The organism is Pseudoalteromonas arabiensis (genome assembly GCF_001550155.1).
GTDB lineage: Bacteria > Pseudomonadota > Gammaproteobacteria > Enterobacterales > Alteromonadaceae > Pseudoalteromonas > Pseudoalteromonas arabiensis.
The window spans coordinates 76900-94411 of sequence record NZ_LRUF01000007.1 but is presented as its reverse complement, the minus strand read 5'-3'; the positions used below and the strand labels follow the sequence as shown (position 1 = coordinate 94411).

Sequence of the window (17512 nt, the reverse complement as noted above, 5' to 3'; positions counted from 1 at the left end):
TGGCTCCTCCTATTGTGCAGTCCAACCGCCATCAATGGCGATTGCTTGGGCGGTAATATTGCGTGCTGCATCGGCCATTAAAAAGCTAACGGTATGCAGTATTTCATCTAAACCGATAAATGCTTTTTTCGGCATTGGTGCCAGCATAATCGTGTCGATCACTTGTTGCTCAGAAATGCCATGCTCTTTGGCTTGCGAGGCAATTTGTTGCTCCACAAGCGGGGTTTTCACATACGCCGGACACACCGTGTTGATTGTAATATTGGCATCACCCGTTTCTAAGGCCATGGTTTTTGCAAACCCGATTAAACCATGTTTTGCTGCGATATAAGCCGACTTATACTTAGACGCCACCATGGCATGGATTGAGCCAATATTAATGATGCGACCAAAATCTTGCTCACGCATGCGAGGGAGTACAGCCTTGGTCATCATCGCAGGGCCAACAAGCATGACTTGTTGTAAAAACTGCCATTTATCAGCCGGAAAATCTTCAAGCCTTGCAACGTGCTGAATACCTGCATTATTAATAAGTACATCTATTGGCTGATTAAGCTCAGTGAAAAACTGCTCTATTGCGGTGCTTTCTGCCACATTGAGTGCATACCCTTCGGCGCTGCCACCTTGCTCAACAATGTCTGCTGCCGCTTGTTGTGCTGCTTGCTGATTTAAATCAGTGACAATAATAGTGTGACCTTGCATCGCCAGCTGCTTTGCAACATATAAACCAATACCACTGGCTGCACCGGTAATTAAAACTGTCCTGCTCATCGGGCTACTCCTCTAAAAACTCACTGATAAGCTGCGCTTTAGGGGCGATTGAGAAGATGCCATCAAGGTGTCCCCAGCCCCCTTCAATTTCTGAAATCGCAACATCTTTACCTTGTGCATTCATGGTTTCATACACAGCGCGCATGTTTTCGGGGCGTAGCAATAAGTCGTTACTCGCAGGAAGCAGTAAGGTTTTTGCAGAGATATTTTTAAGTGCCGTTGTTAAATCGCTTTGCATGCCAGCGGTAAATAGTTGTGATGCCCGGACCAAATAAAGTACATGGTTTGCATCTTGCGTTTTCGCACGCGCCATTGCCCGCCCAGCCAATACTTGATTTAACTTAGGCAAGGTACGAATGTCTTTTAACGCGCCTTCATCCAATACGTTAAAGTCAGGGAAGCTCGCGTTATAAATAATTGGATGCATCGCATCTTGCGTAATATTAAGCATGGTTGCCGCTAAGCCATCTAACGGACGCTCTTTGCCGTAGTAATTACCTTGCTGCCAGTTTTTATCTAAACGAATTGGTAACGCCCATTTTTCAAGTGCAGCGACTGTCCATGCATCCATCGTTGCAGCGCCAATCACATGAATTAAACGCTCTACTTTATCTGGGTAACGCGTTGCCCACTCAAGAGCTTGAAACGAACCCATTGATGCACCCATCACAGCATGTAATTTAGTGATACCTAGGCTTTCTAGTAAACGTTTTTGCACATTCACAAAGTCAGTAATTGTGACTACAGGGAAGTCCAAGCCATAAGGTTGACCTGTTTTGGGATTGGTTGACGCAGGACCTGTGGTGATTACATTTTCATCATGCCAGTTGGCATTCACTAAGGTATCTGAGCTAATCACATAATATTTATTCGTATCGATAGCTTTACCAGGGCCGATAATCGCATCCCAATAACCTGGTAAGGCATCATCCGCTTTATATTTACCTGCGGCATGAGACGTACCAGAGAAGTAATGAGTGATTAAAATCACGTTATCTTTATTGGCATTTAGTTTTCCGTAACTTTCCCAGCCAATATCCACTTGCTCTAAAGTCACACCAGACACAGTGGTAAAATCTTTTGTTGTAAAATGCTGTTTTTCCACCAGCATAGTGTCGGCTTTGTTTTCGGCGCCAAACGCAGTGCTACTAAATACAACCAGCCATAGCAAAATTATTAATTTGGTTTTCATTGCTGTTCCTTAAAAGAAAATAAAGAGTCCGAGTGCTAATGCGACACCGATAAGCGGAATGACCGCGGTGAGTGCTGCCATTGACCAATACGCTCGTTGATGCGTTTCTTTACAGATAGCACGTATCGTTGTGACCACATAGCCATTATGCGGCAAGGTATCGAGTGCTCCAGAACTAATCGCCACCACACGGTGTAGTTGTTCTGGATTCACACCCATATCTAAATAACCCGGTGCGACAAGTGGTAATGCGATGGCTTGTCCACCAGAAGCAGAGCCTGTTAAACCCGCAATGACACTCACTGCCACGGCTGCGCCAAGTAGTTCATTACCCGGCATATGGGTCATCACATCGACAGCGGCGGTAAATGCTGGTGACACTTTCGCCACAGCGCCAAAACCAACCACGGCAGCGGTATTACCGATTGCTACTAAAGCACCGGTTGTACCCACATTAATAGCATTACCCATATCGTGAAAATGCTTAAAGTTGATAATCACAATACTCAGTACACCACCAAGTAAAGCGACAATCAGCGCTGTTTGCTGCAGTACATCATGTAGTGTAAATGATAAAAGTAGCACCACGATTAGCGGGATCACACCCGTGATTGGATGCGGACGACGACGTTCAATAATGACAGGATCATCATCACGCGCTTCAAAGGTTTCGCCGTTAGCAACGGCCTTTTTGATCATCTTGTTTAACCAAAAATAACCTGCTGTTGCCATGAAAATAGCCACCACTAAGCTGACTTCCCATGCCGCATAGGGTGACGTACCAAGGTGCTTAACGGGGATCCAGTTTTGAATTTCTGGCGAGCCAGCTGAGGTCATGGTAAAGGTCACCGAACCAAATGCTAGCGTTGCTGGAATAAAACGGCGTGGTAAGTTTGCATCTTTAAACAGACTTAATGCCATTGGGTAAACAGAAAACGCAACGATAAAGACGCTCACGCCACCATAGGTTAAAACAGCACAGGCAATCACAACCGCAAGAACGGCGTGTTTCATACCTAATTTACCCACAATGTAGCTTGCAACACTGTCTGCAGCACCGGTGTCTTCCATAAACTTACCGAATAACGAACCCAGTAAGAACATAAAGAACCACGCACTTAAGAAGCCTGCAAAGCCATCCATATAGGCGTTAATAAAGTTTGTATCTGCCGATACAGGGAAAATGGCCATGCCACTACTAAGTGCAACTAACAGTGCACAGATTGGCGCAGCGATAAATAAATTTACCCCACGCAGCGTTAAAATGATCAGCAGTATTAAGCCGCCTAACAGTCCTATCATGCTCAGCATAGACATTCCTATAATTATTGTTATTACACAGATGAGGTGACATCGGAATAATGCTTTTAGTCTTACCTTAAGCGTTCAAAAAATACATAACACTAAGGTACTATCTGCTTTAAAAATAGCTTAATTGCTTGATAAATAAAGGGCTGTGGTGGGTATAGCACTATGGTACTAATTCAATTTTTGCAACTATCTTCTACATTAACTGACAGGTGACACGGGCAAATCTTATTCAGTCTTCGGCAACATCGATGTGAGTGGCCATAAGACTAATGACAACAATAACAAGGAATACAACATGATAAAGCTTAACCCAAAAGTCGCGCCACTTACTCTGGCTGTATCACTTGCTTTGGCAGGTGTCAGTGCTCAAGCGGCAGAACAAGCCGAACCTGCAGCAAAAAAAGGTGAACTTGAACGTATTCAGGTAACAGCACGTAAAACCGTTGAAAATCTGCAAGAAGTGCCTGTTGCTGTCACTTCAATTGGTGCTGAAGAACTGGCAGAAAATGGCATTGTCGTCATGACCGAAGTTCAGCAGTTCTCGCCAAATACTACCTTGCAAGCCAGTCGTGGTACTAACTCTACCATTACTGCGTTTATTCGTGGTGTAGGTCAGCAAGATCCTCTTTGGGGTTATGAGCCAGGCGTAGGTATTTATATTGATGATGTTTATCTTGCTCGTCCACAAGGTGCCGTGCTTGACCTACTTGATGTGCAACAAATCGAAGTATTACGCGGCCCACAAGGAACGCTTTACGGTAAAAACACCATTGGTGGTGCAATTAAATACGTCACCAAAGAAATGAGCGGTGATGCCACGTTAAATGTACAGGGGACTGTGGGCAGCTATAACCAGAAAGATTTAAAGATTACCGGCCAATTACCGATTGTTGACGAAAAACTTTACGTAGGCTTTGGGTTTGCAACGCTTAACCGTGATGGCTTTGGTGAGTTTTTAACATCGGCTCTTGATAACCAAGACCGCGAAAACTACAACAAAGACGTGACCGCAGCACGTGTTACACTCGAATACACACCGACTGATGACTTATTCTTTCGCTTAGCGTGGGATAAAACAGAAGACAAGTCAAACGCAAAAGGTGGCTACCGTTTACTACCAAGCCTACTAACCGATGCACCGGTTCCAGATAGTGTGTATGACTCATACACCAGCTTACCAACATGGAACAAAGTTGAACTTGAAGGCTACAGCCTGACTGCTCGTTGGGATATGACTGACTACACCAGCATTAAATATGTAGGTTCAAGCCGTGAGAGCTACTCACCAACCAATATCGACTTTGATAATACTTCACTTCAAATTTTCGATGTTCCTGCAATTTACGATGATGAGCAAACCACTCATGAATTACAGCTAAACCATCAAGGCGATAACTACAAACTGGTTTCGGGTCTTTATTACTATGACGGTGAATCATGTGGTCAATTCCAAGCTATCTTGAAAGTATTAGGTCAGGCATTAGGTGGCCCAAGCTTAACCCGTGAAACCGGTGGCTGTAGTAACTCAACAAGTAAGGCAGCTTATATTCAAGGTAGTTATGACTTTAACGAACAATGGTCAATGACATTGGGCGCGCGTTACACCAAAGACAAAAAAGAAGCGAATGTTTATAACGGTTTAATTTTTGATACGGTCTATCCAGAGTCAGATTGGATCCCTGGTTACACTCGCCCTGAAGGTCAACTCGTACCGACGGTACTCGATGATGAAGAAGAATGGTCACGCTTCACACCGCGTGCAGGTGTTGAATATCAGTACTCAAACGACATCATGTTCTTTGCAAGTTACGCACAAGGCTTTAAATCAGGTACGTTCAACCCACGAGCAAGTACAGCAGAGCCTGCTGCAAAACCAGAAATCGTTGATTCATTCGAAATCGGCATGAAGAGTGAGTGGAACAATAACTTACGTGCAAACGTCACCCTATTCTCACTCGACCATAAAGATCGTCAATATATTTCTGTGTTACCCGGTGAAACAGATGCAGATCTAAACCAACGCTTAGGTAACATTGGGGAGTCAACATCTGATGGTATTGAGCTTGAGCTTAACTATGTAGCATCTGAATCGCTCAGCTTTGATGCATCAATAGGTTATATTGACAGTAACTTCGATAACGTGATTGATTTTGACCCTGTAACAGGTGAGCAGTTCGATAAATCAGACCGTTTTACGGTATCAAACACACCTGATTTAACCTTTAATCTGGGTGCAACATACCGTATGTACACAGAAATGGGCGACTTTGTAATTAATGGTAACTATTACCACAGAGGCGACTACGCGCTATTCGAAGAAGATAGCCTATTAACGCAAGATGCTTACGGTATTTTTAATATGGGTATTACTTGGTACAGCACAGATGGTCACTGGACTGCCGGTCTTTACGGTAAAAACTTAACGGATGAAGAGTACATGATTGGTGGTTACCAGTTCGTGGCACCTGATCCAACAGACCCAACAGATACCAGCAAATATACCCCAGGTTTAGGTGGTGATAATACGCTAATTGGTTACTACGGCGACCCTCGCACTGTCGCCTTCACTGTTGGTTATCGTTTCTAAAATAGAATCTAAATCCTTGTGTGAGAAAGGTTTGTCTGAAACTTCCCTCAGGCAAACCTTGTTTCAAAAGGCAAAATCACTTATAACATAACGCATTGGAGAATAGAGGGAATGTCTTTAGCTGTGAACACCATAATCGCCGATGATCACCCGTTATTTAGAAGTGCACTGCGCCAAGCCGCCGCGACATCAGTGCCTGAAGAACATATTAAAGAAACCAGTGACATTGATGGTTTGTTTACACTGTTAAGCGCTCACCCTGAGATTGAACTAATATTTTTAGACCTCACCATCCCAGGTGCAAATGGTCTACAAGCCCTTTCGCAACTGCGTAACCACTACCCTGATATTCTAGTCATTATGGTCTCTGCCAATGAGACACCTGCCATAATCAAACAAGCTATGAGCCTTGGCGCTGCAGGCTATATTCCGAAGTCATCTTCTTTAGATGTTATTAGTGAAGCAATTAGCCATGTACTCAACGGCGATACGTGGTTACCACCCGAAGTTGATTTAACCGATGTGGTGATCAACGACGAACAAAGCGAATTTGCTCGTAACCTTGAAAAACTAACTCCGCAGCAATACCGCGTATTAGTAATGATTGCCGACGGTTTATTGAATAAACAAATCGCCTTTGAAATGTCGATTCAAGAAACCACTATCAAACAACATGTGTCAGCGATTTTACGTAAGCTTAATGTCTATAACCGTACCCAAGCGGGCATTTTGTTTAACCAGCTTTCGCAGGTTGGCAAAATCGAGTAGCTTTTTATATAGCTCTATCACTTAACAAATCAGCTTAATTTTTTAATGAGTTTTAGTTGGCAGCGGCTTCTTATTTCAGTAACTTATCTCATAGATATAATGGAATTAGAAAATAACAATGAAATGGATGCACTTACAACTTAAGGTACTGGCTGTTTTTTTATTCTTTGTGAGCTGTTTTGCAACCGCTGAAGACTATCAGATTGCGCCCGCAGCTAACTGGGTAAAACACCATGAGTTACTTATCCCTGAGATTCCTCGAGACCAAATACGAGACGGGACTTTCTACCTGATGCTCGACACTCAGCTTCAGGTATCTGAGCAAGCCCCACAGCAACGCTTTAATCGCACCGTAATGCGAGCGGTCAATCAGTCTGGGGTTGATTATATAAGCCAGCTGAATATTGATTTTGACCCAAATTATCAATCTCTTACGCTCAATAGCTTAGGCATTATTCGTGACGGTCAATATATAGATAAACTAAATAGTGCCGAGCTACAGGTGTTACAACGCGAGACCGACTTAGCAAGTCGTATATACAATGGCACCTTAAGCCTAAATGTCATTATTGATGATATGCGGATCATGGATATTTTAGATTACAGCTATACGGTTTCGGGCAGTAATCCGGTTTATCAGCACTTCAGCACCATGCGCACACTAAACTGGTCGGTGCCGATAGTGCAGCAATTTATGCGAGTAAAGTGGCAAAAGCCTTCGCCCTTATATATCAACTTTATGAATGGTGAGTCGCCAATTACTAAAACCAAGCTCGATACCGGTTTTGACTACCAAATTAGCCAACACAATGAGCCAACCATTCGCTCCGCAAGCGAAGTACCGCATTGGTATTCGCCTTACAAAGAAGTGTATTTTTCTGAAGCAAATAATTGGCAAGAGGTAGTCAATTGGTCGTTACCTTTGTACCAATCGGCCATCGAAGTGAGCCCTACTATTGAAACAATTGCCCGTCAAATTAAGTTTCAACATGCCGATTTAGAATCCCAAATTGTCGCAGCCCTGCGTTTTAGTCAAGAAGAAGTACGTTATTTAGGCCTAGAAATGGGCACCAACTCGCACCAGCCTACTCCTGCATCAGAAACCTTGGCGCTGCGCTATGGCGACTGTAAAGATAAAACCGTCTTGCTCATTTCTTTACTTAAAGCGCTCGGCGTAGAGGCTCACCCTGCTTTAGTTAACACTGAAGACAGAAAACGTACTGCTAGCTTACCTGTCTCTCCTAGTTTATTTGACCATGTGATTGTCACCTTAGAGCACCAAGGTAAACGCTATTGGCTTGATCCGACCATTTCGTATCAGCGCGGCGATTTAGAACATTTAGCTCAACCGAACTACGATGTCGCGTTAATAATTAAGCAAGGTGAAACTGGCTTTACAGGTATGTTCACAGAGCCTGCCCTAAAACGCGTTCAGGTTTTTGATAATTATCAGATCCCAGAAGGTATCAATGAGTCTGTTGGTTTCTCAACTCAATATAAATACGGCGACTTTGAAGCAATTAGCCGCCGCAGCTCAATCGCTAAAAACAGCTTAAAAAGCGTAGAAGATGATTATCGAGAATATTATCAAGATACCTACAAAGGCTTAAAAACAGCCAAACCTATGCTGGTTGAATCTCCAGAGGACACCGGTCAGCTAATTACCAATGAGCACTATACTATTGATAACTTTTGGCGACCTCATGGTAATGATTTTAAAAACAACTTTTACGCCAGTGACATTCGAAGCTCGGTTTATAAACCTGAACAGCGAGAACGTAACAATGCACCAATGTGGTTTCGTTACCCCAATAATATCGAAACAACAATAGAGGTTACTTTTACGGACTCTAATTGGCAGTTTGATGATGAGCAGGTCACGATCGATAACCCATTTTTTCATCTCGAAAAACGCGTGACATTTAAAGACTCGGTGTTGACCTTATTCTTTGATTACAGTGCTAAGCAGGATCATATTCCAGCCGATCAAATAGACCTTTACCTAAGCGAACGCAAAAAACTCAATAACGCGACCCAATACGGCATCATTAAATACGGCGCAAATACCTCAACAACCACATCAGCGGATGAAGAAACTAATTGGTATAGCGTTTTTATTTTAAGTTACTTAGCGATAATCATCTTTTTCATTGCGGCTTGGCGTATAGAAGCAAGTAATCGCCCAGTGTTTGCTGAGCAACAGTTCTACCCTGTCAGTAATAGTAAGTTTGTTATTTACAGCTTATTGAGCTTAGGAATATTCATTAACTACTGGAGCTATCGCAACTGGAAAGCGATAAAAGAGCAACAACAAAGCCATATAATGCCGATTGCCCGAGGGATATTTGCACCACTGTTTTTTATTCCGTTGTTACTTGAGCTTTACAAGCACAGCGAGCAAACCTTTGGTAAAAATAAGATCATGCCCGTTGCGGTTGGGTTCGTGTTATGGCTGGCGATTATCATTTCTGAAGTCTTAAGCTATAACTGGGAATATGGTACTTGGCTGTTTTTAGTGACACCCATTTTATGGTTGCCACTGGTTAATTACATTCAAAACCTCAAGCAACCGGAACAGGCCCTTGAGTACCACTCTCAATGGCGAGCGAGGCAGGTTATCATGTCGATATTCATGTTGCCTTGGTTATTTTATGGCTTAATTTATGAGCTATATTTGTTGCCAAGTTCAACCATAGTAACGGGTGATAAGCTTTGGTCTTATCAGGTTAACTTTTTAAAAAGAAAAGAAATTATTCCCGCCAACGAGAATGTACATTATTTTTATAGTGACGCATTTATCGATTTTAAAACTGATGGAAACGGCATCACAGAAAACACCATTTTTAGTTACTGGGAAAATGAGCAAGGTGTACTTGAAAAAGATCAGCGCCGCTTTAGTGACATTAAAGAACTCAACGTTGATTATGCTAAAAGTGCCCTACTAACCACCACGGTAACGGTAATTGACCACAATGGTGATGAAATGCTGTTATTTTTGAGCCATGAAGATGACTTAGATAAGAAGTTTGTCGCTGAGGTAGAGCGCTTAATTAAAGCCAATCCCCCAGCAACTGAGCAAAACGCAGATTAAGTCAGTCGCTTAATCATGCGTTTTAAAGCGGGCGCTTTCAGAGGCTTATAAAGCAATGGATAGCCCGCATCGAGCACTAACTCGCGTATTCCTTCGTCATGATTCGCGGTATTAACGATGGCAGGTAACGCAGTAAGGGCTGCTTGCTCAATCACTTCAAGGCCCGTTACCCCATCATCAAGCTGATAATCGATAATCAGTAATTGTGGTAGTGCTTGGCTTGCCTTTAACTGCTCAAGTTCCGCTAAGTTAGTGGCCGTTGATATTTCGCAGCCCCAATTTTCGAGTAACTGCTTTAATGCCTCTAATACGTTTCGGTCGTTATCAAGCAGCCAAATGCGCAATTGCCCCAGCTCTGTTTCTTGTGATGCCTCTGCGCCTTTCGCTTGCGCTGGCGCAGCGCTCACTCTACAAGGCAGAGTTAGGGTAAATTGCGTCCCTTTTCCAAGCTCAGAGCCCATCACTAAAGGGATTTTTAAGAGGTCGCAAATACGCTTTGTGATTGCAAGCCCTAGCCCTAACCCTTCAGCACTTGGTTTAGCACCAAGCTGTTTAAACTCTTGAAAAATGGTTTGCTGATCACTTGCAGCAATGCCTATTCCTGTGTCTTCAACAATAAAGGACACATGATCATCATCGTCATGATGCATTTTTAAACGTACTTCGCCTCGCTCAGTGTAACGAATGGCATTACTGAGTAAGTTTCGCAATACTCGGCGTAACAACGCTTTATCAGTATGCAAACGCACATCACAAGTCTCAATTATAAACTTTAGGCCCTTATCAGTTGCGAGCGCTTCATAATCATTGCGCAACGGCTCTACAAGTGAGCTGGCTGCAAACTCGCTCATTTGTACTTTAAACGAACCTGAATCGAGCTTCGTTAGTTCTAAAATACTCGATAACAGTTCTTCAGCGCTGCCTAATGAATTTTTAATATTCATCGCTAGCTCTTTAAGCTCAGTGCTTTGTGCTTTTTCATTCATTAATGAACAAAACAAACTCGCAGCATTGAAGGGCTGAAGTAAATCATGACTCGCAGCAGCAAAAAAGCGTGTTTTACTGACTGTTGCTTGTTCCGCCACCAGCTTTGCCTTTGATAGCTCTTGATTTGCTTGAGTAAGTGCTAATGTACGTGCTGTTACTTTTTCCTCAAGGCTGACATTGGCTTCTGTCAGCGCTTTCTGTTGCTTAACAAATTCAGTAATATCGGTATAGGTTGTTACAAACCCTCCTCCAGGCAGTGGATTACCTTGCATTTCAAACACACGGCCATCATTGTGCGAACGTTGATATTTATATGCACTGCCTTGGCGTAAATACGCTAAACGTTTTTCAACTTCGCTGGTCATACTTTCGCCCCTGAACAGGCCACGCTCAGCATTAAAACGAATAATATCAGCCACCGGACGCCCTATATATAAAGCATCGTCAGGGTAAGCAAACATATTCTTATAACCTTGATTCCACGCTACAAGTCGCAGTTCACTGTCGACTACACTGATCCCTTGTTGGATGTTTTCTATGGTTGATTGTAGTAAATCACGATTAAATTTAAGAACTTGACTTGCTTCATCAACAAACTCAGCAACTTGTTCTAGTGGCTGGCGCTGCTCATTTTTAGCTACATCTAAAATGAGCCGTGCCGATGCCCCGCCAATCACCGCTGACATCTCACGCTCAACCAGTAGCTCTAATTCAACGTTAGCAGGGCGCTTCCACTTCCCTTTATCATCAGGAAAATAATGGTTTACCAAAGATTGCGCGGCCTCTTTCTCGGCAAATCGCTGTAATAAAGCTCCTAAATCATGATAACTAAGTGGATGTAGGTGGTTGCTGATCCGTGAGTCACTTAATTGAGAAACAAATTTATTACTCTGCAAGCGCTCAGCCAATGTTGCACGACTAAACAACGGCACCAAAAAATACACTAAACAATTAGCGCCTAACGATAACAGCAAGGCTTGACTGATGCTTTCCATGCCTAATAAAAATAAATTGGTGGGTGCAAGCCAGCTAATTCCCCAAGGCCCATTCACGAGCCATAAACTATCGTTACCTAAGCCGCCTGCTAGGTTTGGCAGTAATAGTGTGTAACCCCAGATGATAAAGCCACTTAGTATACCAAGCTGCGCACCTCGACAAGAGGCTTGTCGCCACCACAGACCAATAATCATAGCTGGTGAAAATTGTGCAACCAAGGTAAACGACATTAAACCGACATTAGCAAGCGTTGTGCTCTCGCCCAGTACCCGGTGAGTGAAATAACTAAGTAATAAAATGAGTACGATAACGATTTTACGCGCATGTAGAAGGTTATTTTTATCGAGTCCACGGCTACTCGATGTAAGCTGCGAGCGGCGTAAAATAAACTGATTTATAAAGTCATTGGTTATCATCACAGAAAGTACAATTGATGACACAATTACCATACTAGTTGCAGCTGAAAAGCCGCCTAAAAATGCCAGTAATGCGACAAAAGCATTGTCAGCTGCCATAGGAAGTGCCAGTACAAAGGTATCGTAACCGACTTCTTGACCTTGAAAATAAATTAATCCGGCGTATGCAATCGGTAGAATAAACAGATTGATAAGCAATAAGTAAATCGGAAATAGCCAACGTGCCGAAGCCAATTCTTTATCGTTATTTTTTTCGATAAAGCTCATGTGAAACTGCCTTGGCAGACATAGGGTTGCCAAAATACCGAGTAATGTATGGGCAACATACACATAGGTTGGGCTTTGTGTTACAGCAACTTGCTGATCGATATTCAGCGCCTGTGCTTTTTCAAACAGTGCCATGGGGCTGTCAAATAATGCAAAGCACACATATAAACCCACTGCAGCAAATGCCAATAACTTAACCACAGATTCAAAAGCAATACTCGCAATAAGGCCTGGGTTATGCTCACTGGGTTTTAGCCGTCTTGCACCAAACAAAATAGCAAATAACGCCAAGACAAGCGTGATGTAAAAAGTGCTATCGGCCCACACTTCATGACTTTGTGTGACGGCTCTGTCGGTAAGTAAATTCATACTTTGTGCGGTCGCACTAAGCTGTAAAGAGATATAAGGCACAATCGCAATCACAGAAATAAGTGATATTAGCCCTGATAAACTTGAAGATTGTCCGTAGCGGGTGGCAATAAAATCTGCCATCGACGTTATTTTTTGCTGTCGACAAATATGTGCAATGCGACAATATACCTGCCAGCCAAAAATAAACAGTAAAATAGTGCCAGCATAAGTCGGTGCTAACCACCAGCCGTTATATGCAGCTTGTGCCGTGGTGCCAAAAAACGCCCAAGATGTACAATATACCCCAAGCGATAAGCCATAGGTTAAACCTTTAAAAGGCAGTACTTTTCTTTTATCAGCCCAACCTGCAACCGCAAATAGAATTGCTAGGTAAACAATCGCAAGTAGGCTTATTGACCAAATTGAGAACATCGTATTTGATTATTTTAATTATTATAGCTTCAGCATAGTTTTTATTAGTCATAATTTACAGCCCAACTTTAGTGCTAATGCATTGTATTTGAGGGGGTTAAAAAACAAATATAAAGAAATGAGAATTATTTGCAATTAGCTGTTGACAGATAGTTAAATCTAATTGATAATCACTATCAACAAGTCAACAACGCTTTATGACTTGTTCGGAATAAACTGATTTGTTTCTCGACCCTGAAACACGTGTGGCCCACGATAAAGCTAAGATCGCCTGTTGCTAGCCGCAACGCCCCTTGATGTTGGCAACAGGTGATCACCTACTTGCTACATTGCTCATATCGGTGACGGTAGATATGAAACTAAAAAAGCCCTTGCAGGGCTTTTTTTATGTCTGAAATAAAGTAATCAACGTGTCGAAAAACAAAACATAGAAATGATAATTATTTTTATTTAGTCATTGACAGATCGACAAATCTAACTGATAATCAATATCAACAAGACGAAAGAGCATTATGACTTGTACGGGATAACCTGATTGTTTCAAGACCCTGAAACACGTGTCGCCACGCTAAAGCTTAGCTCACATATTGCTAGCCGCAACGCCCCTTGATGTTGGCAATATGTGGGTACCCCTACTTATTTTACTTGCTACATTGCTCATATCGGTGACGGTAGATATGAAACTAAAAAAGCCCTTTTAGGGCTTTTTTTATGTCTAAAAATTAACGTTTTATTTTTAACGACGGTTTTTACGCGCACGGGCACGGCGTTGCTTTTTCTCTTCTTCTTTAGCGGCTTTTTTTGCCTCTAACGCAGCGCGAAGCTGTGCAACCATTTGCTCTTCTTCTTCACGCATAGCTGGCGTTTCCATGGTAATGCGACCAATAATGCCATCTCGTAATTCGTTAATAAGAATTTCAGACATTTTATAAGTATCGATCTGGTTTCCACCACGAATACAGCCACGCTTTTTGCCTGCCATTTCAACAAACTCCCAGTCAGACTCTGGTAGCTCATCAATTTTATAGCGGCTTTTTAAAAGCTCAGGATATGCATGCAGTAAATATTCGGCGGTGTAGCTTGCCACCTCTTCATAATCAATGGCCGTATCACGAATTGCACCCGTTGCCCCTAACCGATAACCTGAGTTTTCGTTTTCTACTTTTGGCCATAACATGCCTGGCGTGTCGTAAAGCATAATGCCATCATCAAGTTTAATCCGTTGCTGGGCTTTGGTTACAGCAGGTTCATTACCCGTTTTTGCTACAATTCGGCCTGCCAGTGTATTAATTAGCGTTGATTTACCAACATTGGGAATACCCATAATCATGGCTTTAATTTGCTTATCAGCACCCACTTTATGCGGCACTAATTTTTTACAAAGCTCATTAATACGATGTACTTCACCTGCTTTATCATTACCAAAATCAATCGCTTTAACGCCACTTTGCTGCTCAAAGTAGTCTTTCCACGCTTGTGTTAATTTAGGATCTGCAAGGTCAGCTTTATTCATGATTTTAATGACCGGCTTATCGCCACGCAGCGCTGTTACCATAGGGTTTTCACTGCTGTAAGGAATACGGGCATCAAGCACCTCAATGATCACATCCATTTGTGGCATAATTTCTTTGATTTCATTACGGGCTTTATTCATGTGCCCTGGGAACCACTGGATGGCCATATTTTACTCCTAAAAAATAAATTGCATGCTATTTTAACTGGCTCAGCTTGGAATTGCGCTATAATGACGCAAATTTTTTCAAGTAAGCAGTTATGGCTCTTAAATCAACTATTATCAAAGCACAAATATCGCTAAGCGATATGGACCGCCACCTTTATCAAGATTTCAATCTAACCCTTGCACAGCATCCATCAGAGACCGAGCAAAGGCTGATGATCCGCTTACTCGCTTTTGCGCTAAATGCCCGTGAAGGTTTAGAGTTCACCAAAGGCTTATGCGCTGATGATGAGCCCGAGCTTTGGCACGTAAACTACAGCGAAGAAATTGAGCTTTGGATTGAGCTCGGCTTACCTGATGAAAAACGTCTGAAAAAAGCCTGCAATAAAGCCAAACAGGTTGTTTTGTATACTTACGGCGAGAATAACCAAACTATTTGGTGGCAAAAGCATCAACCTAAGTTGTATGATTTTAAAAACTTAAGTATTTTTAGTCTCGATTATGCCGCGACTCAGGCATTAGCTGCACTGGCAGATCGTAATATTAAGCTCACAATCACTATTCAAGATGGTGAAGTATGGGTTAGCTCAGATACAGCAAATATTGAAATTAAACCTCAGCAATTGATGTAAGGTATGCGATGGCAATTAGACAAGTTGTAGTGTTACATGGACTTTATATGTCAGGTTTTGTCATGCGCCCCTTGTGTACACGCCTTGAAAAGTCTGGGTTAAAAATACTTAATTTGACCTACAACACGCTATCCCCTAATAGAGCAGCTATTTTTGATAAGATTGATCACTTCATTGGCGACAAACCAACAGCCATGGTGTGTCACTCTTTGGGGGGGCTCATCGCACGCGCTTACCTTGAAGCGAATTCTTCGCAAAGCAACTATGTAGAAAAAGTTATTACGCTCGGCACTCCACACAAAGGCAGCCATATTGCTAAACAGATGCAGCAAAAAGGGTTCGATATGCTACTTAAAAATAGTGTCGAGTTTTTATTGTCTGAAAACGGCGACTGGCCATTTAAAGCAAAGCTTTACAGTATCGCTGGGGATTTACCTATAGGGCTCATGCCATTAATTTCTAAAGGCAGTGTCTCTGATGGCACAGTGCTAATAGATGAAACCAAGCTCAATGGCATGGCAGAGCACAAGGTGTTTCATTTAAGTCACACCAGTATGATCTACTCACGCCAAGTAATGGATTACATTATAAAGCTTATCAACAAAGACTAATTGCGCCTTATTTTTCAGCACTTGCTGCCACTTTGTATGAAATCAATACGATAATACCCAGAATAAGCGGGATAGGCGCAGCGATATAGCCAAAGGTATCAAAATTTGCAAAGCTAGCACCTGCTAAATGCCCTACTAAACCAATAACAAAAGCAAGTAATGCAATCACAACAACCACTATTTCAGCTTTGTTTTCTTTCACTGTTTTACCGTCCATTTTTCTTCTCCTAAATAAATGCGGTAAACTCATTATGCGCTTCTGAAATGTTGTTTTTTTGACCTAAATCAATTTCTAAATCAGACTAGTTGCTTGCCAATCCAAACCTTGTTTTAGATCATGTTATCTGCCTTATTTTAAAATAATCACGCATTTAGGTAGATTTTTTGCTCTCTCGCCCCAAACCTATGTAATAGGTCGTCCAATCTTATTTGATAGTGTGAAAATTAACTAAAACAGCCATTGATAGGTTTAAACTATCACCATGTTCGAATTAAACCATTTTACAGATTACTGGAAATGGCTAATACTTAATCTCACGCACTAGCAAGTAAAGTAAAATATTAACAGCTATTTTTAAGGAGCAATCTATGTCACAGGTAAATGCAATTGGTTTAAACAGCGCAAAAAGTGAAGATATCGTAAAGTCACTAAACTCTTTATTAAGCTGCTACCAAATTCAATACATGAACGCACGTGGCTTTCATTGGAATATCAAAGGTCGTAACTTTTTTGAATTACACCTTAAGTTTGAAGAAATTTATAACTTATTACTTGAAAAAGTTGATGAAATTGCGGAGCGTATTCTGACTTTAGGCGGCACACCAGTACACGCATTTTCAGAGTACATTGAAGCAAGTAAGATAAGCGAAGCAAAAAATATTACTGAAGGCACTGCTGCAGTAGAAAACTTACTAGCAGGCTACAGTACACTCATTCAAATGCAACGCGATATTTTATCTCAAGCAGGTGATGCTGATGATGAAGGCTCTGCGGCGCTGATGAGTGACTACATTAAAGAGCAAGAGAAGCTAGTTTGGATGCTAAAATCTTACCTAGGTTAAGTATAAAAGCCCTCTAGGAGGGCTTGCGTAGGAAATATAGTTAAATAACGAATAACTCATTTTCTACATTAGACTCTGAGTATCAATACAACAACGCCACTGTTATTAGTGGCGTTTTTATTGGGCTTAACGGGTTGCATTTATAAAGCGCATTTTAGCCTGCTAGCTATATCCTTTTTAAATCAGACTGGATGACCAAATAACTTGTAAATATGAATTAGCCATCATTCATATGACTTAATGACATTAAGTAAGCATGAGTATTTATAGAGTCGCTTTGAGCAAATAAAAAGCCCTCAAAAGAGGGCTTTACGTAGGGAAAATCGTTAAACAACAAGCGATTCATGATCTACATTAAAG

12 protein-coding genes are annotated in these 17512 nt (G+C 41.9%); 6 read left to right on the top strand and 6 right to left on the bottom strand.

All coding sequences use genetic code 11. From position 1 onward, the window contains the following. Nucleotides 1-9 precede the first annotated feature (9 nt). The 3 genes from PAARA_RS02510 to PAARA_RS02500 are packed head-to-tail and all read right to left on the bottom strand — an operon-like array spanning nucleotide 10 to nucleotide 3274. A complete protein-coding gene (locus PAARA_RS02510; RefSeq protein ID WP_062567505.1) occupies nucleotides 10-771 on the bottom strand; it encodes a 3-hydroxybutyrate dehydrogenase in 762 nt (253 codons plus the stop codon). 4 nt (nucleotides 772-775) lie between these two features. Further along, nucleotides 776-1963 (bottom strand): E22 family MetX-like putative esterase, encoded by a 1188-nt coding sequence (locus PAARA_RS02505; protein WP_062567504.1) that lies wholly within the window; start codon nucleotides 1961-1963, stop codon nucleotides 776-778. A 9-nt stretch (nucleotides 1964-1972) separates the two neighbouring features. Then, a complete protein-coding gene (locus PAARA_RS02500) occupies nucleotides 1973-3274 on the bottom strand; it encodes a GntP family permease (RefSeq protein ID WP_062567503.1) in 1302 nt (433 codons plus the stop codon). A 295-nt stretch (nucleotides 3275-3569) separates the two neighbouring features. On the opposite strand from PAARA_RS02500, the gene PAARA_RS02495 reads away from it, so the two are divergent. The 3 genes from PAARA_RS02495 to PAARA_RS02485 all read left to right on the top strand — a co-directional run bounded on the left by PAARA_RS02495 (nucleotide 3570) and on the right by PAARA_RS02485 (nucleotide 9720). Beyond that, nucleotides 3570-5861, top strand: coding sequence for a TonB-dependent receptor (locus tag PAARA_RS02495; RefSeq protein ID WP_062567502.1), 2292 nt, complete (start codon nucleotides 3570-3572; stop codon nucleotides 5859-5861). A gap of 111 nt (nucleotides 5862-5972) precedes the next feature. Continuing rightward, complete coding sequence (locus tag PAARA_RS02490) at nucleotides 5973-6629, top strand: response regulator transcription factor (RefSeq protein WP_062567501.1); 657 nt, start codon at nucleotides 5973-5975, stop codon at nucleotides 6627-6629. 118 nt (nucleotides 6630-6747) lie between these two features. Continuing rightward, nucleotides 6748-9720 carry a DUF3857 domain-containing transglutaminase family protein gene (locus tag PAARA_RS02485; protein ID WP_062567500.1) on the top strand — a complete coding sequence of 991 codons (2973 nt, stop codon included), beginning with the start codon at nucleotides 6748-6750 and terminating at the stop codon, nucleotides 9718-9720. Here PAARA_RS02485 and PAARA_RS02480 read toward each other — a convergent pair. Both PAARA_RS02480 and ylqF read right to left on the bottom strand, forming a co-directional pair. Beyond that, nucleotides 9717-13169: a PAS domain-containing hybrid sensor histidine kinase/response regulator gene (locus tag PAARA_RS02480; RefSeq protein ID WP_062567499.1), complete on the bottom strand. Its 3453-nt coding sequence runs from the start codon at nucleotides 13167-13169 to the stop codon at nucleotides 9717-9719. The two genes, PAARA_RS02485 and PAARA_RS02480, sit on opposite strands and share 4 nt — an antisense overlap. A 736-nt stretch (nucleotides 13170-13905) precedes the next feature. Then, complete coding sequence (gene ylqF, locus PAARA_RS02475) at nucleotides 13906-14850, bottom strand: ribosome biogenesis GTPase YlqF (protein ID WP_062567498.1); 945 nt, start codon at nucleotides 14848-14850, stop codon at nucleotides 13906-13908. Between the two features lie 92 nt (nucleotides 14851-14942). Here ylqF and PAARA_RS02470 point away from each other — a divergent pair, with 92 nt between their 5' ends. Both PAARA_RS02470 and PAARA_RS02465 read left to right on the top strand, forming a co-directional pair. Further along, nucleotides 14943-15479, top strand: a complete 537-nt coding sequence (locus PAARA_RS02470; protein WP_062567497.1) for a YaeQ family protein — start codon at nucleotides 14943-14945, stop codon at nucleotides 15477-15479. A gap of 8 nt (nucleotides 15480-15487) precedes the next feature. After that, nucleotides 15488-16090, top strand: coding sequence for a PGAP1-like alpha/beta domain-containing protein (locus PAARA_RS02465; RefSeq protein WP_062567496.1), 603 nt, complete (start codon nucleotides 15488-15490; stop codon nucleotides 16088-16090). 7 nt (nucleotides 16091-16097) lie between these two features. On the opposite strand, the gene PAARA_RS02460 is transcribed toward PAARA_RS02465, so the two are convergent. After that, complete coding sequence (locus PAARA_RS02460; protein ID WP_062567495.1) at nucleotides 16098-16307, bottom strand: hypothetical protein; 210 nt, start codon at nucleotides 16305-16307, stop codon at nucleotides 16098-16100. Nucleotides 16308-16678: 371 nt separating this feature from the next. Here PAARA_RS02460 and PAARA_RS02455 point away from each other — a divergent pair, with 371 nt between their 5' ends. Then, nucleotides 16679-17152, top strand: a complete 474-nt coding sequence (locus PAARA_RS02455) for a Dps family protein (protein ID WP_062567494.1) — start codon at nucleotides 16679-16681, stop codon at nucleotides 17150-17152. The last annotated feature ends 360 nt before the right edge of the window (nucleotides 17153-17512 follow it).

Excerpts from the sequence above, each read along its gene's own strand:
- PAARA_RS02510 (WP_062567505.1), bottom strand. The coding sequence starts at position 771 with ATGAGCAGGACAGTTTTAATTACCGGTGCAGCCAGTGGTATTGGTTTA.
- PAARA_RS02505 (WP_062567504.1), bottom strand. The coding sequence starts at position 1,963 with ATGAAAACCAAATTAATAATTTTGCTATGGCTGGTTGTATTTAGTAGC.
- PAARA_RS02500 (WP_062567503.1), bottom strand. The coding sequence starts at position 3,274 with ATGCTGAGCATGATAGGACTGTTAGGCGGCTTAATACTGCTGATCATT.
- PAARA_RS02495 (WP_062567502.1), top strand. The coding sequence starts at position 3,570 with ATGATAAAGCTTAACCCAAAAGTCGCGCCACTTACTCTGGCTGTATCA.
- PAARA_RS02490 (WP_062567501.1), top strand. The coding sequence starts at position 5,973 with ATGTCTTTAGCTGTGAACACCATAATCGCCGATGATCACCCGTTATTT.
- PAARA_RS02485 (WP_062567500.1), top strand. The coding sequence starts at position 6,748 with ATGAAATGGATGCACTTACAACTTAAGGTACTGGCTGTTTTTTTATTC.
- PAARA_RS02480 (WP_062567499.1), bottom strand. The coding sequence starts at position 13,169 with ATGTTCTCAATTTGGTCAATAAGCCTACTTGCGATTGTTTACCTAGCA.
- ylqF (WP_062567498.1), bottom strand. The coding sequence starts at position 14,850 with ATGGCCATCCAGTGGTTCCCAGGGCACATGAATAAAGCCCGTAATGAA.
- PAARA_RS02470 (WP_062567497.1), top strand. The coding sequence starts at position 14,943 with ATGGCTCTTAAATCAACTATTATCAAAGCACAAATATCGCTAAGCGAT.
- PAARA_RS02465 (WP_062567496.1), top strand. The coding sequence starts at position 15,488 with ATGGCAATTAGACAAGTTGTAGTGTTACATGGACTTTATATGTCAGGT.
- PAARA_RS02460 (WP_062567495.1), bottom strand. The coding sequence starts at position 16,307 with ATGGACGGTAAAACAGTGAAAGAAAACAAAGCTGAAATAGTGGTTGTT.
- PAARA_RS02455 (WP_062567494.1), top strand. The coding sequence starts at position 16,679 with ATGTCACAGGTAAATGCAATTGGTTTAAACAGCGCAAAAAGTGAAGAT.